This is a genomic window from Paraperlucidibaca wandonensis (genome assembly GCF_042677145.1).
Lineage (GTDB): Bacteria > Pseudomonadota > Gammaproteobacteria > Pseudomonadales > Moraxellaceae > Perlucidibaca > Perlucidibaca wandonensis.
Window position 1 is genome coordinate 757,577 of sequence record NZ_JBHTIT010000001.1, and the last position, 20,577, is coordinate 778,153.

The window sequence follows — 20,577 nt, forward strand, 5'->3', positions numbered from 1 at the left end:
TAGCATCAAAAGAACATGACAAAAGGAAGTAGGCTATGAAACCGGTAAACGTCATTGCAGTTACGAGCGGAAAAGGCGGAGTGGGCAAATCAAATGTGTCCGTTAATTTAGCCTGCCAGCTCGCCAAACTCGGTCGCCGCGTTTTACTCATGGATGCCGACTTAGGCTTGGGTAATATTGATATTTTGCTTGGTCTGCGGCCAACAAAAACCTTGGCAGATGTCATTGCCGGCCGTGTGCATTTGCGCGACATCTTGATTGAAGGCCCTTGCGGCATTCGCATTGTGCCAGCAGCCTCCGGCATTAAGCGCATGGCAGAGATGCAACCTAGCGAACATGCGCGCATCGTGCAGGGATTTGCCGACCTAGGCGACGATTTTGACGTGATGATTGTCGATACTGCTGCCGGCGTTTCAGACTCTGTGGTTACCTTTACCCGTGCCAGCACGCATGTTTTGGTGGTGCTAACCGAAGAGCCTACCTCACTGGCCGATGCCTACGGCTTGATCAAAGTCTTAAAGCGCGATGCCGGTATCAGCAATTTTAATGTCTTGAGCAATATGGTTAGCGGCGATCGCTCTGGTCGCGCTGTATTTAACCGCCTCAATGAAGTCGCTCAGCGCTTCCTCGACGTAAATCTACGTTATGCCGGTGCAGTGCCACGCGACGAATTCTTGAAGAAAGCCGTTAGTCGTCAAAAAGCCGTTAGTGAACTTTATCCTGCCACCGATGCCACAGCGGCGTTCAAACGCTTGGCAGCAGTTGTTGATCAATGGGCGCCACCAACCACGGCTCGTGGGCATATCGAGTTTTTTGTTGAGCGCTTGCTTGGGGTACCGAATCTAGCAGGAGTTGCCTAATGAATGCGCATGTCACCTATCAATCGGTGGCCATGGGCAGTCGTGATGAGCTAGTGATGCGTCACGCTGGCCTGGTCAAAAAAATCGCCTATCACATGGCGGGGCGCATGCCAGCCAGCGTTGAGGCAGATGACTTAATTCAAGCCGGCATGATGGGCCTGCTTGAGGCCGCAAGCCATTTTGAGAATGACAAAGGCGCGAGTTTTGAGACCTTTGCCAGCATTCGCATACGCGGTGCCATGCTCGATCAAGTCCGCCGCGAAGGTTGGGCACCACGCACGCTCACTAAACGCGTGCGCGACATGAGTCAGGCCATGCGCCGTGTTGAGCATCGCAAAGGCCGCGAGGCCAGTGGTGCTGAAGTGGCGAGCGAGATGGGCATTGGCCTTGTTGAGTATCACGAGTTATTGCGCGATGCCGGCAGCTTGAAAGTGTTTAGCTTAGATCAGCTCAGCGAAGATGGCTTCGATGCACCAGAGTCCGATGACAGCACCGATAAGCCATTGGGCGCTTTGCTAGAAGCCGGCTTTACAGAGGCCTTGGCAACGCAAATAGACAGTCTTCCTGAGCGTGAAAAAATGGTTTTAGCGCTGTATTACGAGCGTGGTTTGAACTTAAAAGAGATTGGCGAGGTGCTCGAGGTTAGCGAGTCTCGTGTCAGTCAAATTCACAGCCAGGCGGTGTTGCGTCTGCGCAGTCGCTTAGGCGAATGGACTGAAGTCGCGGCCTAAGGGCGCAGCAGAAGAGGAAGCACATTCATGGATATCATGACCCTAGTTGGCATTGTCATGGCGTTTACTGCCTTGCTTGTTGGCGCTATTTTGAAAGGCGCTGGACTTAAAGGCTTGCTCGGTGGCGCCGCGGCGATGATCGTATTGGTCGGCACCATGGCCGCCGTCATGATCCAAACTCCAGCGCCAGTATTTAAGCGTGGCATGAAGATATTTGGTTGGTTGTTTAAGCCACCAGCGACTGATTTAGAAGCTCTTATTGTCAAAATTGTCGAGTGGAGTCGCATTGCCCGCAAAGACGGTTTAATGGGGTTGGAATCGCAAGTCGATGGCGAAACCGATGAGTTCATCCGCAAAGGTTTGCAGTTGCTGGTCGATGGCGGTGAGCCAGAAAGCATTCGCGGCATTTTAGAAGTTGAACTCGAGTCCAGCGAAGAATTCGATACCGCCGCCGCTAAAGTCTGGGAATCGATGGGCATTTACGCCCCGACCCTAGGCATCGTTGGTGCGGTTTTGGGTCTGATGGCAGTGATGGGCAACTTGGCCGATCCCAGCAAGCTTGGCACAGGCATCGCCGCCGCATTCACTGCGACCATTTACGGTATCGCATCAGCCAACTTATTTTTCTTACCCTTCGGCAATAAGCTCAAATACCACGTCAAAGAGCAGGCGAAGATGCGCATGATGTTTATCGAAGGCCTATCTTCGATTGCTCAGGGCGAAAACCCACGTCATATCGAAAGCCGTCTGCAAGGCTATGTCGTTCACGGCGCACCCAAAGGCAAAGGCAAAGACGATGGCAAGAAAACATAAGCACGAAGATCACGTAAACCATGAAGCCTGGGCCATTCCATTTGGTGACTTGATCATCTTATTGCTCGCGTTTTTTGTGGTTATGTACGCGATTTCATCGGTCAATGAAGGTAAGTATCGAGTTGCTGCTGCCTCAATGGCAGAGGCCTTTAATGGCCCACCTAAATCTTTAGCGCCTGTGCAAGTGGGTGAAGTTGCGGCCATGGCCAAATTATTGACCACGGCGCCATCACTTAGTAAGCCGCAAGCCATGGGGCCTGGTGGATCATTGCTCGATGGTGGCCAAGGTGCTGGACTGAACTCGACAGCGAAGCAGGTCGAAGAGATGGCCTCCGCCGTGAAAGCCGCAATGGCCGATTTGATTGATAAAAATGTCATTGTGGTGCGCACTACGCCGCAGGGCATTGAGGTTGAAATTCAAACCGATATTCTCTTTGCTAGCGGTACCGCAGTGCTTTCGCCTCAGGCCATTCACATCATGCAGCGCCTAGCGGTTGTGCTGACAAATTTCCCTAACCCTGTGCGTGTAGAAGGCCATACCGACAATATGCCGATTCACACCACGGTGTTTCCATCGAATTGGGAGCTGTCAGCAGCGCGCTCAGCCAGTGTTGTGCATTTGTTGATGGAGAAGGGCATAGAGCCAACTCGCTTAGCGGTTATCGGTGTTGGTGAGTATCGTCCTGTGGCTGATAACGCCACCGAAGCGGGGCGAAATCGTAATCGCCGCGTAGTCATCGTGATTCCATCTTTGCGAACAGATTCGAAAGCGGCAAATGATGCGGCGAATGCCTCTTTATCTACACCAACTATAGACGACGTGCCTACACCAAAATAGGCGTCAATTATTCATCGTTATTTTGTTCGAAAATACGCCGGCTACTCACACTACGTTGAGTGGCTGGCGTTTTGCCTTTTAGGCGATAGGTAAACGCCAAAACTTCGGCAATTGCGACAAATAGTGATAGCGGTATTTCATCATCTAAATCCACGCGTGCAAGTAGCGAGGTAAGCTCGATGTCCTCGTGGATAGGCACATCATGTTCTCGTGCCAGGGCGACAATACGCTCGGCAACCTCAGCCTCACCTTTAGCGGTAACGCGAGGCGCACGCTGGCCATCGTAATGCAGGGCGATGGCCTGTGCTGGCTTCTTGTTCATGCGCGCTCCTGCAATAAGCCGCTAGCACCTTTGGGCAATGTATCGTCGTGCGGCAGGCCACGTTGTGCCTGCACATGGCCGACTTGAAGGCCGCAATCGATTAGGCGTTGGCGTAGCGCAGGGCAGTGCTGATTTATCCACGCATGCGTGTCGGCTTGTTCGGCATGAAACTGCACATGCACACGTTCATCTTGCTGAGATAGCGTGGCAATCACTGCGCCTTTATCTGGTAATGACAAACTCAAGGACACTTTCCATAAAGCGAAGCCTGGCTGTTGTTGCGAAGCCTGACGCTGATCTTTACTGATATGAATCTGTAGCAAATCGATGCCGTCACGATCCTGTACAGGAAGTTCCATAAGCCATTGCTGATGCTGCTTTTTCTCATCGCTAGCATGGAGTAATTGATGGCTGACCATACGCGCCAAGACACCATCGAGCTCTTGGCCGAGCAATAGAAGCATCGAGCTTGGCAACGACTGCGCCAAAATCTCTAGTAGGGCATTGGGCAGTGTGGCGCGCTGAAGCGCCTCAACTTTACCGGCAGCATGTGAAGCGCCAGCGGTCGTAGTTTGGTTGCTAGCATCGAGGCCAAGCTTTTGTTTGAGTTCATCGCGAAGTTGAAGGATCTGGCGTTTTAAGTCTTCAGGCGGCGGCAAAATGCCTTGCGCTAAACCGCGCTCATAAAACAAACCGCTATTTTTAATGGCCTGCTGCAGAGTGTCTGCCTGCATGAGCTGACTGGGTTTCGGCAAGTGCTCAAGCAGCTTAGCCACGCCCTCAGGCGCTTCAGATTTTGCGGCTAGTGCTGGCAGCAAAGCCATCAATCGACTGGCGTCGAGCTGTTTCGGTAAAAAGGTTTTTAATTGTGTATTAGCTTGCTGAGCGGGCGTCGGCATTTTGTCGACGAGCAAGCGCTTATCATCGCCGCCGATAATTTGCAGAGCCAGTTTGTCGCCCACATTCAATGGCGTGCGGCTTTCCGCAATGCGCTCGCCGGTTGGCGTTCTTAATTTATAACGTAGCAAATCGAGTTGCGCTAAAACCTCAACGCGAAGCACCGCGCCAATGGCTTGAGCGGGTGTGACAACGGATGCCTGCGCGGCTGGAGGCAGAACGACAGCTGCTTGGTTCGGCGCAATGCGCACGCAGAGCTAGGCCTCAAGCGGGCTTAGGCCTGCCCGAGGCTGCCTCGTAAATAACCACCCGATTGCTGACCTTGTTTGCCATAGGTGGCAGGAAGGGCAGCATTGCCGGTGAGGATGTCGAGGCTGCGGCGTGTTTGCTGACCGAGCAAGTTAATGCTTAGGCCGGCTTGCTGATTTAGCGGTTGGCAGGCTTGCAAGATGCCCATGGCATGTTCCCAAAGCTTGAGAAGCTGGCTGCCATTGGGCTGCTTGTGTAGCGCTTCGCGCATGGCTAAGCGCCCGCGCTCATGCTGGCCTTGGCTAGATAGCCATTGCACGCGTTCGCTTTCAAGCTGTTCGAGCTTGCGGCTGAGCTGTATTTTCGCCTGAGCAAAGTCTGGCAAGTTAAGCACTGGCCAGCTTGATAAATGCGCCAGTTCACGCTCCAAAAGCTCTTTGAAGCGACCCGATAGTTCGCTTAGCTCATTGAGCCACAGTGCTGGTTCTCGGATAGACATGGCGATTTCCTCATGCGTTAGTTAAGTCACATGCGTGTGGCGTTCAACGTCATCGAGACGAAGGCTTGTGCCACCGCTTTCGGGTTTACTTGAAACTCACCGCGTGCAATAGCCTGTTTGATGTCGTCAACCTTTTGACGATCCACCTCTGGCACATGCTCAGCGGCTGCTTTGGCGCGTTCAATCAGTGAGGTAACAGAGGTACTTTGGCTCCCTGTAGCCTTTACTGTTGGCGCTGCCTCAGCATTTGCTTGAGCGGCGGAAGTGCCTGATGTGGCACGGCTTTCGCTCGCAGCTTCAGTACGTTTGTTCGCGTCGTTGCGGACGAGATCAGGCCGGTGTGCCGGTGCTGAATTAATTTTGTCTACCATGATGGCAGATCCTCCAAAATTGGTGGTCTGCCTTCATATCGACTGCCCGCCGTAAAACTTTAACAACTATTTCATCTGTTTCTGATTATTGGATTCTGACTCTGCCGCTGGCCATGGCTTGACCCTGAACGGTTCGCCCAGATTGTGAGTTTTTCACCGCGACTAATTCACCAGCAGCGGCATCAGCCAGTGCTACACCTCGCATACTGATAGCCATGCGCGTATCACTTAGTTCGATGGCAACGATATCTCCGCGCTTGATGACATCCGCGGCTTGAGTCATGCCTGGCGTGATAACTGCGCCTTGGGCAATCCCGGTTTTAGCCTGCAGAGCATCACCAATCGGTAGCTCGCTTAAGTAGCCATAGGGCAGGCTGGTAATGTCGCGACTGGCTTCCATGACGTCATTAGCATGAATCTGTTCGTGTCGGCTAATGGCGCGACGTGCCACTAAAACTGAGGCTTCGGCGTTGGCTATCACGGATACATGGATGGTCCAACCCGCGGCAGTTGGGCACTTCACGGCAATACTGGTGCGCTTAGCGATGCGGCCACCAATGGGCATGCTGGCTTGTAATGGCGCCTCGCAGGGGCTCAAGCTCAAACGCTCATCTAGCGTTGGTTGTTCAAAGCTAACGTTTAAACCCTGCCAAGGATGATTGCTGCGGACAAAGTCGACTGCGGCCTCACCAATAGCCTCTAGGCGCTGAGCGGGTGCTGCCACTGAGTTGATGGGCAGCAGTAGCATCACCAAAGCTAGCGCAATGGGTATCTGGCTGCTTAGCGAAAATATAGGAAGTAGCTTCATTGGCTTTAGCCTCAATACAGCAGGTGGTGCAGGGAAGCTGCAGCCACTTAGATGCCTGATTAGCATCCTTCTACTGTATGGGCTTACAAAATGCGTGCCAGTTGAGGCGAGTGGCTTTAAAGCGTAATGAAAAATAGCACCGTCATGACTGCGCCAATAACAATGATGCCGCGGCGTAAGGCTAGCGCCGGCAAGCGTTTGGCAATTTTGGCGCCCCAATAACCGCCGGCGGTTGCAGCGAGCATCATGACTAAGGCTTGCGGCCAAGCGACAACATCTCCGGCGGCGTAAATCATCACAGCAATCGCCGTGAGCACGGTCGACACCAAATTTTTGACGCCATTCATGGCATTGAGATTGCTATGCCCAAGCAGGCTAAGTGCTGCCAACAGCAAAATGCCCAAGCCGCCGTTGAAGTAGCCACCGTATATCGCCACCAGAAAAAGTGCCGACAGGGCGACAAGAGGTGAGGCTTGCGCGCGACCAGCCATGAGGTTGGGTGCGAAAGCAAAGAGCAGGGTGGCGACTAATAGCAGCCACGGAATGAGCTGATTAAAGGTGTTGTTATCGGTGATCAGTAAGAGTCCGGCACCGAGACTGCCGCCGAACAAGCTCAGCATTAGCAGGCGTGGCAGGTGTAGGCCTTGCAGTTGCTTGAGTTCTTGGCGAAAGCCCCACGTGCTGGCGGCATAGCCTGGCAGTAGCGCCACCGTGCCGGTTGCATTGGCGATGACCGGTGGCACGCCGCAATAGATCAACGCCGGCAAGGTCAAAAAGCTGCCGCCGCCAGCGACCGCATTCAATGTGCCAGCGAAAAATGCCGCGAGGCTGAGCAGTAAATATTCGTTCATGGATGAGTGCCAAGATGCTGACTATGTTGCCTATGGTAGCTTGCTGATCGTGCTAAGGCCATTAGCCAATGTATCTAAGTCCATGAAAAATAAATCTAAATAGACATTGGCACGGCGTTTGCTAATTCATCTCTGAGCAGACGTGAATTGCGTTCGGAGGTGGAAGATGGGCATTAGTTTTGATTCGGTATTGGGCGTGCATGAGAAGGCACTGCATTTGCGCGCGATGCGTAGCGAAGTGCTCGCCTCCAACATCGCGAATGCCGACACACCAGGCTATCAAGCTCGCGACTTTGATTTTAAAGCAGCGCTAGCTGGCGCCATGGGCGAAAGCGCAGCCAACGCCAATAACTCACGCATGAGCGTAGGCAACGTCAGCCAAAACACTAATAACCTAGGCCTTAGCGTCTCTAGCTCCGGCACCAGCATCAATCAAGCTGGCGCTAACGTTAGCGCTAGCTCTAGTTCATCGGCCGAGAGCCTGAAATACCGCATCCCACTGCAATCGTCTATCGACGGCAACACCGTCGAAGCCGAGCGTGAGCAAGCCGCCTTCGCCGACAACACCGTGCGCTATCAAGCCACGCTGCAATTTCTCGGCGGCAAATTTTCATCAATGAAAACCGCCATCACCGGAGGTCGTTAATCATGAGCATTTTTGATATCGCCAGTTCAGGCATGAATGCGCAAATGCTGCGGCTCAACACCACCGCCAGCAATATGGCCAACGTCGACACCGTTAGTACCACGGCCGAAGGTGCGTATCGCGCCCGCCAACCTGTGTTCGCCGCGATGATGGCCAACGCCAACGCCAGTGCCGGTACCGGCATCAATAACGCCACTCAAGTTGGCGTTCAAGTCGATGGCATTGAGACCAGTCAGGCTGAAGTGCCCAAACGCTATTTACCCGGCCACCCCATGGCCGATAAAGACGGCTACATCTTCGGCAGCAACGTTAATGCCGTCGAAGAGATGGCCAATATGATTTCTGCCTCGCGTGCTTACCAAAGCAATGCCGAGATTTTTGCCACCGCCAAAACCCTGATGCTGCGCACTTTGCAGCTCGGCCAACAGTAAGCACGGAGTAAGTCATGGACTTCAGTCAAGTTAATAGCTTGGTCAACAAAGGTAGCGCTGCTAGTGGTACTGCGGCCGTTGGCGATAGCCGTAAAACCTTGAGCGATCTCGATCAAGCCGATTTTATGAAGCTGATGTTGGCGCAGATGCAAAGCCAAGATCCGCTAAAGCCCACCGATAATACGGCGTTTTTAGCGCAGATGGCGCAGCTCTCCAGTGTTGCTGGCATTAACGATATGAAGACGTCGATTAGTGACCTAGCCAACTCCATGTCCTCAACACAGTGGCTTAATGCCTCGGGTTTGATCGGTAAAACCGTGCTCGTGCCAGGCGATACCGTGGGTTTAAACCAAGGTACGCCAATTAATGGACAAGTCGACTTAGAGGCTTCAGCGCAGAACGTTCGCGTCGATATTTTGACGGATAAAGGCGCGTTAGTGCGTCAGATAAACCTCGGTCCACAAGCCGCCGGTAGCGTCAATTTTCAGTGGGATGGCAAGAGTAACGACAACGTCGCTGCTCCCAACGGCAATTACACCATTCAAGTCACGGCCACACGTGGCAGCACCAGTGAGGCATTGGCACCAGCAGTGCAAGCCACTGTGCAAAGCGTGAGCCTGCCAGCTAATGGTGGCACGCAACTCGATTTAGGCCCGATGGGCAGCGTCAAACTTTCCGATGTTAAAGCCGTCGGCTAAGCCGACACCAAAGACCCTGGAGTTATCTCATGAGCTTTCGAATTGCACTTAGCGGCCTCAACGCTGCCTCAACCCACTTAGATGTCACCGCGCATAACATTGCCAACGTCAATACCGCTGGCTTCAAGTCATCGCGTGCGCTGTTCAGTGATGTTTTTGCGACCTCAAGTAATGATCTTTCTGCAACGGCGAGTGGTGCTGGTGTTCGCACTGCGAGCATTTCTCAGCAGTTCTCGCAGGGCAATATCGACTTCACCAATAACAACCTAGATATGGCTGTTAGTGGCGAAGGCTTCTTCGTCATGTCAGGCCGCGAAGGTTTGGTGTATTCACGCGCTGGCGCATTCAGCGTCGATCGTGAAGGCAACGTGGTCAATGGTGACTTGCAGAAGCTGCAAGTCTTCCCGGTTACTGCTGGCGGTAATTTCGCGACTGGTTCGCTATCTGATCTAAAGCTGCAAACCACTGAGAGCCCGCCAAAAGCCAGCGAAAAAGGCGATATTGGCGTTAACTTGCCAGCAAATGTGTCTCCACCTGCGGTAACGCCTTTTAATTCAGATCAGCCTGATAGCTATAACCATGCAACCTCAATGACGGTCTATGACTCACTGGGCACGCCACATCAGGCAACGATGTACTTTTCTCGCACGGCAACGCCCAATCAATGGGAGCAACGACTTTATGTCGATAATCAGCCAGTTACGGTAAATGGCGGTGATGCGTTTTCGACACTTTCATTCAACGGTAACGGGATTTTAGATCCACTAACCGCGAATGTTTCCTACGATGATTTTGATGCTGGCACTGGTAGCACGCCTATCAGTCTCGATTTGAACTTTATCGCCAGTACGCAATACGGCAATGAGTTCGGTGTGAACAATTTATATAACGATGGCTACACCACCGGCCGTATGACCGGCATTGATGTCGATGCCAAAGGCGTTGTGTCAGCACGTTTCACCAACGGGCAGCTGCAACAGCTCGGCAAAATTGCTGTGGCTATCTTCAACAACCCCAATGGTTTGCAGCAATTAGGCGATACCTCATGGGCTGAAACCTACACCTCAGGCGGTCCGCGCTTGGGTGAGGCCGGCACATCAAACTTCGGTTTACTACAGGCCGGTGCGTTAGAGAGCTCCAATGTTGATTTGACCGCTCAGTTAGTGGAAATGATCACCGCGCAACGTAACTTCCAAGCCAACGCACAGATGATTTCGACCTCTGATCAGGTAACGCAAACCATCATAAACATGCGCTAAGTAGCTGAAATGCTAGGAGTCTGAAATGGACAGAATGCTTTATATCGGGATGACCGGCGCGAAACACACGCAAATGGCGCAGACCGTGACTGTCAACAATTTGGCTAACGCCAATACGCCCGGTTTTCGTGGCGACTTTCAGACTCTGCTTAGCAAGGAAATTGAAGGTGGTGGCCAGTTCAACTCCCGCGTCAACAGTATGGGCGCTGATAGAGCCAGTTCCATGGCACATGGCACGATGGTTGCTACAGGTAGAGAGCTAGACGTCGCGATTAATGGCGATGGCTGGTTGGCAGTGCAGGGCGCCAGCGGCGAAGAAGGTTATAGCCGCCGCGGCGACTTGCAAATCAGTGCTGAAGGTCTACTGACTAATGGCGCTGGGCAGCCAATTATGGGTGATGGTGGCCCGATTACGCTGCCGCCATACCAGAGCTTAAGCCTAGCCAACGATGGCACGATTTCTATTGTGCCATTGGGCTCAGGGCCTGAAACAACGGTCACTCTGGGGCGCATCAAGTTAGTAACGCTTGATGAGTCGCAAGTAGTGAAAAGTGAAGATGGTTTGATGCGTCAGAAAAACGGCGCTCCAGGTGAACCGACCACAGCTTCACGCTTGCAGTCGGGCAACTTGGAGTCATCCAACGTAAGTGCTGTGGAATCCTTGGTGGCGATGATTGACCTATCGCGCCAATACGAAATGCAAGTGCGCATGATGCAAACCGCCAAAGACATGTCTGACAGCGGTACCCGCCTCATCCGCATGGAATAAGGCCTAAGCGCCTCAGGAGACGATGATGAATGGTTCATTATGGGTGGCCAAAACTGGCCTAGATGCACAGCAAACTCGCATGCAGGTGGTCAGTAACAACTTGGCCAACGCCAATACCACCGGCTTCAAAAAAGACCGTGCGGTGTTTGAAGACTTGCTCTATCAAAACATTCGCCAAGTTGGTGGTCAGACTTCCCAGCAAACACGAGCGCCAACTGGCATGCATGTTGGTACGGGTGTGCGTGTTGTGGCTACGGAAAAACTGCACTCGCAAGGTGGCATTAACCAAACCAGCAATCAGCTAGACGTTGCCATTAGTGGCCGTGGCTTTTTCCAGGTGCAACTGCCCGATGGCTCGGTTGGCTATACCCGCGATGGCTCATTCAAGCTCAACGAGCAAAGCCAGCTGGTGACATCGTCAGGCAACATCATTTCGCCTGGCATTACTGTGCCTAACAGTGCGCAATCCGTGACTATCGGTAGCGATGGCACCGTTTCGGCTTTAGTTGCCGGCGAAACCACGCCACAGCAATTAGGCACTTTGCAGCTGACAGACTTTATCAATCCATCTGGCCTGCAGCCTCGTGGTGAAAACCTTTATGTCGAATCTGCCGCCAGTGGTTCGCCACAAACCGGCACGGCAGGCCTTAGTGGCTTAGGCACGCTAGAGCAGGGTGCGCTCGAGGGCTCTAACGTCAACGTCGTCGAAGAGCTGGTGAATATGATCGAAACCCAGCGCGGCTATGAAATGAACTCAAAAGCCATTTCCGCCAGCGATCAGATGATGCAGTACCTGAACAACAACGTCTAAGTTGGCGTAGGAGTGTGCTTGTGAAAATCTTAATCGCTGTAAGCGCGTTGCTAATGGCCGTTGTTAGCACGGGCTGTAGCCAAAACTTTTTGGCTAAGCCCGGCGAAACCGAGTGGGCGCCAGCAAGTCCAACGCCGGCACAGCCAGCTGCGGCAACTGCCGGTGCGATTTTCCAAGCCAACCACAACTTAAATCTATTCCTTGATCATCGTGCTCGCCAAGTCGGCGACACGCTGACTATTGCTCTCGTTGAGCGTACTGAGGCGAGTAAACAAGCCAGTACAGATACCGATCGCAGTACCAATATTGAGATGTTGCCGCCGAGCATTCTCGGTGGCCCAGTCACGATTAATGGACGCCAAATTCTTTCTACTGATATCAGTGCCAGTTCTGATTTCGCAGGGCAGGGCAAAAGCAGCCAAAGCAACCGCCTCAGCGGCAATATCACAGTCACCGTCTACGAAGTGTTGGCCAATGGCAACTTACGCGTTCGTGGCGAGAAATGGCTAACGCTGAACCAGGGCCAAGAATTTATTCGCGTCTCCGGCACCATTCGCCCAGTCGATTTAGCACCAGATAACTCAGTACCTTCCTACAAACTTGCCGATGCTCGCATTACCTATAGCGGCACTGGCGTGATTGATGAAGCTAACTCGATGGGCTGGTTGGCACGATTATTCCAATCAGTACTGTCACCCCTGTGAGGAATTTGCCATGAACCTGCTAAAAGCCGCTTTTATCGCCACATTACTGACACTGCCGCTAGTTGCTCAGGCTGATCGTGTCAAAGATTTGGCATCAGTTGCCGGTGTGCGTGAAAACCAGCTCGTGGGTTATGGCTTAGTCGTTGGCTTAAATGGCACTGGTGATCAAACCAGTCAAACACCATTCACCGTGCAAAGCATTCGCAATATGCTCAGCCGCTTCGGTATTCAGGTGCCTGATAGTGTTAATCCGCAGCTGAAAAACGTGGCGGCGGTAACGGTACATGCCAGCTTGCCAGCATTTTCAAAGCCTGGCCAAACTCTAGACATCACCGTGTCATCGATTGGTAATGCCGGCAGCTTGCGCGGTGGCAGCTTATTAATGACGCCATTGCTCGGTGCCGACAACCAAGTCTATGCCATGGCACAAGGTAGCTTACTGGTCGGTGGCTTAGGCGTGTCCGGTGCCGATGGCTCAAAAGTCACCATTAACGTACCTAGCGTAGGCCGTATCCCTAATGGCGCGACAGTGGAGCGTGCTGCACCTAGTAGCTTTGCGAATAACGGCATCATTCAGCTCAATTTACGTAGCCCAGACTTCACCACAGCCAAGCATGTTGCTGAAACAATTAATGGCCAATTTGGCGCCGATACCGCGCGCGCATTGGATTCGGTGAGTGTGCAGATTGTTGGCCCGATGGAAAGTAACCAACAAGTCAGCTTTATCTCCTTGCTGGAAAATCTTGAAGTCACACCGGGCGCGCCATCGGCTCGTGTGGTGATTAACTCTCGCACAGGCACCATTGTCATCGGTGGCAATGTTCGTGCCTTGCCCGCAGCGGTAACTCATGGCTCTTTAACGGTGACGATTAATGAGAAGCCGCAAGTCAGCCAGCCAGCACCATTCTCGCAAGGCCAGACAGTGGTAACGCCTAACTCCGGCATTGCCGTTGATCAAAACAAACCGCGTATGTTTGCTTTGGATCTTGGTGTCACGCTCGATGACATCGTTAAGTCGATCAATGCGGTTGGTGCATCGCCCGCCGATCTGGTAGCCATTTTAGAAGCCTTGAGCCAAGCCGGTGCCTTGCGCGCCGAGCTCATTGTTATCTAACGGCGGGCAACGAGCCGGAGATACGTCATGACGGGACCAGTTAGCAACTACCACGGTTACAGCGACCTTGCCGCTCTGAAAAAAGAAGCGGCCGAGTCACCACAAGACGCCATCATGCCGGTGGCGCGCCAGTTTGAATCTGTGTTTTTACAAATGATGTTGAAAAGCATGCGCGAAACCGTGGGCGAAGGTGGCCTATTCGATAACGAAAGCATGAAAACCTATCAGGGCATGTTCGATAACCAGCTCGCCTTAAGTCTTTCGCAACAGGGTGGCATAGGTCTTGCAGATTCTATTGCGAAGCAGCTGGCACCAGAGGGCAGCGCCTTACAAGGCCGCCTCCATAGCCAGTCCGCGCAAGCAGCGGCAGCCGTAAAGGCTCCAAGGGATGAATCATGACCGACATGCTAGGTAGTGCGCTATCAGGCTTAACAGCCTATCAACGCGCCTTGTCTACCACCAGCCACAATATTGCTAACGCGAATACGGATGGCTATAGCCGGCAAACGGTGTCGCTGTCGTCGCGCACGCCAGAGCAGCTCGGCTCACTCACATTAGGCTCAGGCGTACAGCTCTCTAGTGTGCAGCGCGCCTATGATCAATATGCAGTGACGCAGCAGCGCTCTACAACGGCCAGCTATAACCAGCAGCAAACACTGCATGCGTTATCGAGCCGTATGGACAATTTACTCTCCGATAGCGAGCAAGGTTTGTCGCCAGCGCTATCGAAGTTTTATGACAGTATTCAAGCGGCTAGTACCGATCCATCATCACTAGCGGCGCGCCGTGAACTACTGGCGAATGGTTCAACCTTAGCCGCAAGGTTCCAAGGCATAGATAACGAATTTGCCGGCATCAATGAAGAAATCAACAATCGTATTTCGGCATCGGTCAATGAAGTGAATGGTCTCAGCAAGCGCATCGCTGACTTAAACATGACCATTAGCCGCACGGTAGGACAGGGTGGCCAACCCAATGACTTACTCGATCAGCGTGACGCTGCACTGCTAGAGCTTAATCAAATCGTGCGTGTGAGCACATTGGAGCAAAAAGACGGCTCGATGAGTGTCTTTGTTGGCAATGGCCAACCCTTAGTGCTCGGCTCAAAGCCAAATACACTGCAAGTCACTACTAATCGCTTTGACCCTACACGAGCAGAAATCAGTTTCGCTGGTCAAGGTGAGATCAGTGGCTCCATAGAGGGTGGTTCGCTCGGTGGTGCCATGGCCTTTCGTGACGATGTTCTGACGCCGGCACGCAATCAGCTTGGCTTACTCGCCAATCAAATGGCGTCTGCTTTTAATGAGCAGCATGCCCAAGGCACTGACTTACGTGGTGATGTTGGTGGTGACTTTTTCAGTATTGCCGCTATTGAGCCGCAGGTATCACGTAACAACACGGGTAATGCCACGCTAGCAGTCACCGTGTCGGACTCTTTTGCTTTAACAGGCGATGCCTATGTCTTGCGCCAAACTGACACCGGCTGGCAACTTCGCAACGACGTCAATAACCAAGTCATTAGTTTGACGGGTGATGGTAGCGCCGCTAATCCACTGAGTGCGCAAGGCTTCTCTATGGTGGTGAGTGGCAATGCTGCTACGAATGATGAGTTTCTTATTACACCAACTGGTCTGTCAGCGAGATCTGTTGCTGTCGCCATTACCGATCCGGCAAAAATTGCTGCTGCCGGCAATGACGCCAGCGCAGGCCCAGGTGACAACCGCAATATGCTTGCCATGGCTGGTTTAGAAAGTAGAAAAATACTCACTAATGGCAGTGCAACACTCAGCGATGGTGTGCAGGCCATGCTGGGTAAGGTGGCTGCTACTACTCGTAGTGCTCAAGTTGGTGCTGCGTCGCAAGGAACACTGCTAGCACAAGCTACGGCAAGGCGTGATGAAGTCAGCGGCGTCAACTTAGATGAGGAGGCCGCCAACTTGCTGCGTTTTCAACAGGCCTACCAAGCATCAGCACAAGTCGCCAGCGTAGCTAACTCACTATTTCAAACCATGATTAATGCCTTTCGCTAAGGCGTGAGCGTGGAGGCTTAAGATGCGTATTTCAACTCAGCAAATTTACCGTCAGTCCATTAGCGGCATGATGAATCAGCAGCTAGAACTTACAAAAACTCAGCAGCAGGTTTCTACGGGCAAACGTTTTCAAACGGCGTCGGAAGACCCAATCGCTGCTCAGCAAAGTCTGACTATGCAGCGTAGCCTCGATCGCTTAGCGCAATTCGACAAACAGGCGGTATTGGTCGATGGCCGTTTGCGTGAAGAAGAAAACGCGGTGACTAGCAGCGTAGACATATTGCAACGTGTACGAGAGCTAGTTGTTGCTGCCAATAACGGCACGCAAAGCAACGAAAGTCGTGCCGCCACGGCCGCTGAAATTCGCGAGCAAGTAAAGTCTTTGATGCAACTGGCCAATAGCCAAGATGGTAATGGCCACTACCTATTCGGTGGTTATCAAGACGATAAAGTGCCTTATAGCTTTGATGCAGCCACGCAGCAAGTGCAAACCAATACTCATGCTGGCCAGCGTTTAGTAACGATTGGTCCAGGCCGCCAAGTTGCCGATGGTGACACCGGCGCGGCTGTTTTTCAGCAGGTACCGGCTAGTGCCACAGACCCTGCCGCCGGCAATATCGATTTATTCAAGGCGCTGAGTCAGATTGCTGCCGCTTTGGAGACTCCGCGTACTGGAGGTCAAGAACCGATTTTACCACCTGTTGTGCCTGCTGACCCCACAGCCCCATATGACTTGAGCGATAGCACCACCACAGTGGATGGCTTGAACGGCGTGCTATCTAAAGCTTTAGTGGTCTTAGATCGTGGCCTTGGTCATTTGAGTGATGTCCGCACTGGAATAGGTGTGCGACTGAATCAAATCGAGCAGCAAACTGAAACTAACGCCAGTAGCAGCTTGCAGCTAACAGCTCTGAAGTCTGATAACGAAGATATAGATATTGCCGAAGCCTATAGCAAATTATCTTTGCAACTCAGTGGCTTACAGGCTGCACAGAAAGCTTATGTGCAAGTTCAAGGGCTTTCGCTGTTCAACTATTTGTAAGTCTATGCTGGCATTTGTGGTGGAAGTGTAAAAAGCCCTCAAGTCTCCAGCAAACAGTTCGATATCTAGTGTGTCCGCGATACAAAGCCATTTAGGCAGAGGTCGCTTAGTTACCAACGGTAAAACGGAGAATCATCATGGCCTTGTCCATTAACACCAACGTGGCATCCCTGAACGCTCAACGTAACCTGAGCACTTCACAATCCAAAATGTCTGAATCGCTGCAGAAATTATCCACCGGTATGCGTATCAATAGCGCTAAAGATGACTCAGCTGGCCTGGCCATCTCCGAGCGTATGACTTCGCAAATCCGTGGTTTGAACGTTGCTGTGCGTAACGCCAACGATGGCATTTCGCTAGCTCAAACTGCTGAAGGCGCATTGAGTGAAGTTGGCAACAACTTACAGCGTATGCGTGAATTGGCTGTGCAGTCATCTAACGGTACTAACTCACAAGTTGACCGTGATGCGTTGAATGCTGAGTTCAATCAGCTGAAAGATGAAATCCAGCGTGTAGGCGAGCAAACTAGCTTCAACGGCACCAAATTGCTAGATGGTTCATTCGCTGGTGTTCAGTTCCAGGTTGGCGCTAATGCGGGTGAAACAATCGGCATTAATTCCATTGCTAACGTTCAAACTGCAGCACTTGGTGGTTCGTTAACTCGCACATCGGCAAATGTTAACGCAACCTCTTTAACAAGCTTTGCTACAGCAATTCCTGCTGGTGGCTTCACTGTTAATGGCACCGATATTGGCGCTGTTGCTGCTGCGGGCAATGCTCAAGAACGTGCCGCTCAAATGGCCGAAGCGATCAACCGCGTATCGTCACAAACTGGAGTTGGCGCATCGTACGATCAAACCACTGGTGATTTAACCTTGACTAGCGCATCTGCAATCACCATTGCTGGCGCAAGTGGCACAGTACCAATTGCTGGTTTTGCAGCTGGCGCCGTCGGTGCAGCAACAACTACAACGGGTATTGCTTCATTGAGTCTGTCGAGCTTCACCAACTCACAACAGTCATTGGCTCACTTAGACCAAGCCATTGCATCTGTGAACACATCACGTGGCGACTTGGGTGCTGTGCAAAACCGCTTCAGCTCAACCATTGCCAACTTGCAAACCACATCTGAAAACCTGTCGGCATCACGCGGCCGCATCCAAGACACAGACTTCGCTGCCGAAACAGCCAATCTGTCGAAAGGTCAGATTCTGCAACAAGCCGGTGTGGCCATGCTGTCACAAGCTAACCAGCTGCCACAAACTGTTCTCAGCCTGCTTCGTTAAGGTTGAGCGTCACTGCCGAGCCTTGACGGTTTGGCAGATTGACCAAGCAATAAGGCAGCTGGCCATGTGGTCGGCTGCCTCTTTGTCGTTTAACTAGCGTCGACATGGAGACGTGCCATGACAATTTCTAGTGTAGCAAATGCGTATACCCGAGCCGTTGATTCAACTATTGCTCGAGTCGTAACTGATGAAAGTCAAATTGTTGCTGATGCGGTGAATAACTCAGTGGTTGTAGAGCCAGCAGTGAGATCCAACTCTGAGCTGATACAGCCTGAGCAGTTAAAAGAATGGCAAGACCAGCTGCTGACTCAGAGAAAACTAGAGTTCTCTATTGATGAAGATAGTGGCCGCAATGTTGTAAAGGTCATTGATAGTGACTCTGGCGATGTGATTCGGCAGTTTCCCAGTGAGGAAGTTTTGAAGCTATCTAGTGTAGCGAAGAGCGGTAAAGGCGGCTTATTTGCCGAAGAAGCTTAAGTTTCTGGCATGACATTTGCTTTGCCTTACAGAGGCTTGCGTAACTGTTCTTTATTAAGCTTTGGTTAAGTGCCAACACTAGATGCAGCGAATTTGAGAAGGAGTAAGCCATGCCAACCATTACCAGTAGCGGTGCCAACGGAATAGATGTAAATAGCTTGGTATCACAGTTGGTTGCAGCTGAGCGCGCTGCGCCGGCGGCTCGAATTTCAAGTAATGAGTCGAAGGCTCAGACCAAGCTCTCTGCTTTTGGTTCGCTACAGTCGAGTGTCGACACGTTTCGCCAAGCATTGGACAAGTTGAATAACAATGAAACGCTTAATGCACGTAGCACTAGTGTAGGTAAGCCTGATCAAGTCGCGGTAACAGCATCAACAAAAGCAGCCGCAGGCAGCTATCGTGTTTCAGTAGAAAGCTTGGCGCAAACCCATCAGGTTGCTAGTGCTGGATTTGCTGGTACTGGCGCTGCTGTCGGAGAGGGAAAGCTAACCTTTAGTAATGATAATGCGAGCTTTGCCGTCACCATCGATAGTAGCAATAACACACTGGCAGGCCTGCGCGATGCGATCAATTCAGCATCAGGTAATACCACTGTACGTGCATCAATTGTTCGTGCTGACGATGGCGATCACTTAGTCATGACAAGCTTGCAAAGTGGTGTTGCGGGCGAATTGAGTGTTACTGCTTCGGATGCTAGCGGCAATCCTTTACCAGCGCTACCTATTGGCGGGTTACTACCTGGAGATCCTGCAACACTTGCATCTTTTAGTTTTAGCGCTGGCAGCAGCACTAATGGCGCGACTGAAAAGCAGGCAGCTCAAGACGCTCAAATTATTGTCGATGGCTTTTCACGTAGCTCCAGCACTAATAGCTTCACTGATATCGTTGAAGGCGTCAGTTTTACAGCAATAAAAGCCGATGCTGGCAATCCTTTTACGGTCAGTGTGACTGAAGACTCGAGCAGTGGTAAAAAACTGGTTGAAAGCTTTGTTGCCGCCTACAACACGCTGCAAAACTCACTTCGTTCACTGACCAGCTATAACGCTACCAGTAAGCAAGCAGGCCAATTACAGGGCGATGCCACTACATTACGCTTGGCATCAGTGATTAGGAATGAGCTCAACACAGCAGTTGGCGGCGCGAGTGAGAATGCCGATACGCTCTCGGAATTAGGTATTACCACTGATGCCAAAACTGGTGCATTAAGCATCGATAACGAGCGTTTAGATGCTTTGCTAGTGAGCCAGCCTGACGCAATGGCGAAATTTTTTAGCGGTGATGATGGCTTTGCTGCACGTGTTGATACGGCGTTAAAAGGATTTGCCGATAAAGACGGTTTGCTGGCAGCACGTAGTGAGGGTTTGCGGACGCAATTGAAGGGCTTATCAGTGCAGAGAGATGCCTTAGATTTCCGTATGGAAGGCATTGAGGCGCGCTATTCCAAGCAATTTAACGCGCTCGACACCTTGCTCACATCACTAAATGGTACGAGCTCATTTTTATCGGCTCAATTGTCTAGTTTGCTGTAATTTTAGAGTGTTAAAGCCTAAAGATTTGGCCAAATTGGTCGTTAATAATCGTAGCTAGCGCAGTTCTCTCGCGCCGTTTTTAGGAGACGATAATGACTTATGCCATGGCTCGTGCATCAAAGGCTTACGCCAATATTGGTGCTCAAACCAGTGTTGAGGCAGCCAGCCCGCACCGTTTAATTCAGCTGCTGTACGCCGGTGCGATTGATCGTATCTCGCGCGCACGCGGCCATATGCAGCGTAAAGATTACGCCGAAAAAGGGCAGTGCTTAAGCCGTGCTATCGATATCATCGATAGCCTGCGAGCCAGCCTTGATAAGCGCCACGGCCATCCTTTAGCGGATAATTTAGAAAACCTATACGAATATATGGGCCGTCGCTTATTACTAGCCAGCAGCACCAATGACACTGCGCTATTAGACGAGGTTGGTGATTTGCTGAGTGAGTTAAAAGTTGCATGGGATAGCATTCCAAGCGACTTTCATCGTGGTGCGCCAGAGGTACTCGACGGCACACAACAAGCGCAATTGATGGGAGCGTAA

The 20,577-nt window shown here is 51.8% G+C and carries 25 protein-coding genes; 19 read left to right on the forward strand and 6 right to left on the reverse strand.

The window, feature by feature from the left end; all coding sequences use genetic code 11:
* Nucleotides 1–35: 35 nt before the first annotated feature.
* From ACFQ0F_RS03475 to motD, 4 genes are read left to right on the forward strand one after another with little or no spacing between them, the layout of a single operon-like run.
* Complete coding sequence (locus tag ACFQ0F_RS03475; protein WP_340674574.1) at nucleotides 36–860, forward strand: MinD/ParA family protein; 825 nt, start codon at nucleotides 36–38, stop codon at nucleotides 858–860.
* Complete coding sequence (locus tag ACFQ0F_RS03480; protein WP_340674575.1) at nucleotides 860–1,591, forward strand: RNA polymerase sigma factor FliA; 732 nt, start codon at nucleotides 860–862, stop codon at nucleotides 1,589–1,591. Before ACFQ0F_RS03475 ends, ACFQ0F_RS03480 begins: the two co-directional genes overlap by 1 nt.
* A 27-nt stretch (nucleotides 1,592–1,618) precedes the next feature.
* On the forward strand, nucleotides 1,619–2,404 hold the full coding sequence (locus ACFQ0F_RS03485; RefSeq protein WP_340674576.1) for a flagellar motor protein: 786 nt from the start codon (nucleotides 1,619–1,621) through the stop codon (nucleotides 2,402–2,404).
* A complete protein-coding gene (gene motD / locus ACFQ0F_RS03490) occupies nucleotides 2,388–3,242 on the forward strand; it encodes a flagellar motor protein MotD (protein WP_379069200.1) in 855 nt (284 codons plus the stop codon). Before ACFQ0F_RS03485 ends, motD begins: the two co-directional genes overlap by 17 nt.
* Before the next feature lie 7 nt (nucleotides 3,243–3,249).
* On the opposite strand, the gene ACFQ0F_RS03495 is transcribed toward motD, so the two are convergent.
* From ACFQ0F_RS03495 to ACFQ0F_RS03520, 6 genes are all read right to left on the reverse strand, one after another.
* Nucleotides 3,250–3,564, reverse strand: coding sequence for an EscU/YscU/HrcU family type III secretion system export apparatus switch protein (locus ACFQ0F_RS03495; protein WP_379069202.1), 315 nt, complete (start codon nucleotides 3,562–3,564; stop codon nucleotides 3,250–3,252).
* Nucleotides 3,561–4,712, reverse strand: a complete 1,152-nt coding sequence (fliK, locus tag ACFQ0F_RS03500) for a flagellar hook-length control protein FliK (RefSeq protein ID WP_379069205.1) — start codon at nucleotides 4,710–4,712, stop codon at nucleotides 3,561–3,563. The genes ACFQ0F_RS03495 and fliK overlap by 4 nt, the downstream gene beginning before the upstream one ends.
* A 23-nt stretch (nucleotides 4,713–4,735) precedes the next feature.
* On the reverse strand, nucleotides 4,736–5,209 hold the full coding sequence (locus tag ACFQ0F_RS03505; RefSeq protein WP_340674580.1) for a flagella synthesis protein FlgN: 474 nt from the start codon (nucleotides 5,207–5,209) through the stop codon (nucleotides 4,736–4,738).
* Nucleotides 5,210–5,235: 26 nt separating this feature from the next.
* On the reverse strand, nucleotides 5,236–5,580 hold the full coding sequence (gene flgM, locus ACFQ0F_RS03510; RefSeq protein WP_340674581.1) for a flagellar biosynthesis anti-sigma factor FlgM: 345 nt from the start codon (nucleotides 5,578–5,580) through the stop codon (nucleotides 5,236–5,238).
* Between the two features lie 85 nt (nucleotides 5,581–5,665).
* A complete protein-coding gene (gene flgA / locus ACFQ0F_RS03515) occupies nucleotides 5,666–6,388 on the reverse strand; it encodes a flagellar basal body P-ring formation chaperone FlgA (RefSeq protein ID WP_379069210.1) in 723 nt (240 codons plus the stop codon).
* 116 nt (nucleotides 6,389–6,504) lie between these two features.
* Nucleotides 6,505–7,239, reverse strand: a complete 735-nt coding sequence (locus tag ACFQ0F_RS03520; protein ID WP_379069213.1) for a sulfite exporter TauE/SafE family protein — start codon at nucleotides 7,237–7,239, stop codon at nucleotides 6,505–6,507.
* A 166-nt stretch (nucleotides 7,240–7,405) separates the two neighbouring features.
* Here ACFQ0F_RS03520 and flgB point away from each other — a divergent pair, with 166 nt between their 5' ends.
* The 15 genes from flgB to fliS all read left to right on the forward strand — a co-directional run bounded on the left by flgB (nucleotide 7,406) and on the right by fliS (nucleotide 20,577).
* On the forward strand, nucleotides 7,406–7,885 hold the full coding sequence (gene flgB, locus ACFQ0F_RS03525; protein WP_340674584.1) for a flagellar basal body rod protein FlgB: 480 nt from the start codon (nucleotides 7,406–7,408) through the stop codon (nucleotides 7,883–7,885).
* Between the two features lie 2 nt (nucleotides 7,886–7,887).
* Nucleotides 7,888–8,316: a flagellar basal body rod protein FlgC gene (flgC, locus tag ACFQ0F_RS03530; protein WP_379069216.1), complete on the forward strand. Its 429-nt coding sequence runs from the start codon at nucleotides 7,888–7,890 to the stop codon at nucleotides 8,314–8,316.
* A 14-nt stretch (nucleotides 8,317–8,330) separates the two neighbouring features.
* Complete coding sequence (locus tag ACFQ0F_RS03535; protein WP_379069219.1) at nucleotides 8,331–9,014, forward strand: flagellar hook assembly protein FlgD; 684 nt, start codon at nucleotides 8,331–8,333, stop codon at nucleotides 9,012–9,014.
* Between the two features lie 29 nt (nucleotides 9,015–9,043).
* Entirely contained in the window at nucleotides 9,044–10,273 is a 1,230-nt protein-coding gene (flgE, locus tag ACFQ0F_RS03540) for a flagellar hook protein FlgE (RefSeq protein ID WP_379069221.1), read from the forward strand.
* A gap of 25 nt (nucleotides 10,274–10,298) precedes the next feature.
* On the forward strand, nucleotides 10,299–11,042 hold the full coding sequence (locus ACFQ0F_RS03545; protein ID WP_379069222.1) for a flagellar basal body rod protein FlgF: 744 nt from the start codon (nucleotides 10,299–10,301) through the stop codon (nucleotides 11,040–11,042).
* 25 nt (nucleotides 11,043–11,067) lie between these two features.
* Nucleotides 11,068–11,853 carry a flagellar basal-body rod protein FlgG gene (gene flgG, locus ACFQ0F_RS03550; protein ID WP_340674589.1) on the forward strand — a complete coding sequence of 262 codons (786 nt, stop codon included), beginning with the start codon at nucleotides 11,068–11,070 and terminating at the stop codon, nucleotides 11,851–11,853.
* 20 nt (nucleotides 11,854–11,873) lie between these two features.
* Nucleotides 11,874–12,557, forward strand: coding sequence for a flagellar basal body L-ring protein FlgH (gene flgH / locus ACFQ0F_RS03555; RefSeq protein WP_379069225.1), 684 nt, complete (start codon nucleotides 11,874–11,876; stop codon nucleotides 12,555–12,557).
* A 10-nt stretch (nucleotides 12,558–12,567) separates the two neighbouring features.
* Complete coding sequence (locus tag ACFQ0F_RS03560; RefSeq protein WP_340674591.1) at nucleotides 12,568–13,671, forward strand: flagellar basal body P-ring protein FlgI; 1,104 nt, start codon at nucleotides 12,568–12,570, stop codon at nucleotides 13,669–13,671.
* 27 nt (nucleotides 13,672–13,698) lie between these two features.
* The gene (locus ACFQ0F_RS03565) at nucleotides 13,699–14,070 is read left to right on the forward strand and encodes a rod-binding protein (protein ID WP_340674592.1); all 372 of its coding nucleotides are present in this window, start codon (nucleotides 13,699–13,701) and stop codon (nucleotides 14,068–14,070) included.
* Nucleotides 14,067–15,701, forward strand: a complete 1,635-nt coding sequence (gene flgK, locus ACFQ0F_RS03570) for a flagellar hook-associated protein FlgK (protein WP_379069230.1) — start codon at nucleotides 14,067–14,069, stop codon at nucleotides 15,699–15,701. The genes ACFQ0F_RS03565 and flgK overlap by 4 nt, the downstream gene beginning before the upstream one ends.
* Nucleotides 15,702–15,723: 22 nt before the next feature.
* The gene (gene flgL / locus ACFQ0F_RS03575; RefSeq protein ID WP_379069233.1) at nucleotides 15,724–16,743 is read left to right on the forward strand and encodes a flagellar hook-associated protein FlgL; all 1,020 of its coding nucleotides are present in this window, start codon (nucleotides 15,724–15,726) and stop codon (nucleotides 16,741–16,743) included.
* Between the two features lie 137 nt (nucleotides 16,744–16,880).
* Entirely contained in the window at nucleotides 16,881–18,029 is a 1,149-nt protein-coding gene (locus ACFQ0F_RS03580) for a flagellin (protein WP_379069236.1), read from the forward strand.
* Between the two features lie 117 nt (nucleotides 18,030–18,146).
* Entirely contained in the window at nucleotides 18,147–18,506 is a 360-nt protein-coding gene (locus tag ACFQ0F_RS03585; RefSeq protein WP_379069239.1) for a flagellar protein FlaG, read from the forward strand.
* 110 nt (nucleotides 18,507–18,616) lie between these two features.
* A complete protein-coding gene (gene fliD / locus ACFQ0F_RS03590; RefSeq protein ID WP_379069242.1) occupies nucleotides 18,617–20,035 on the forward strand; it encodes a flagellar filament capping protein FliD in 1,419 nt (472 codons plus the stop codon).
* A gap of 92 nt (nucleotides 20,036–20,127) precedes the next feature.
* Nucleotides 20,128–20,577, forward strand: coding sequence for a flagellar export chaperone FliS (gene fliS, locus ACFQ0F_RS03595; protein ID WP_379069245.1), 450 nt, complete (start codon nucleotides 20,128–20,130; stop codon nucleotides 20,575–20,577).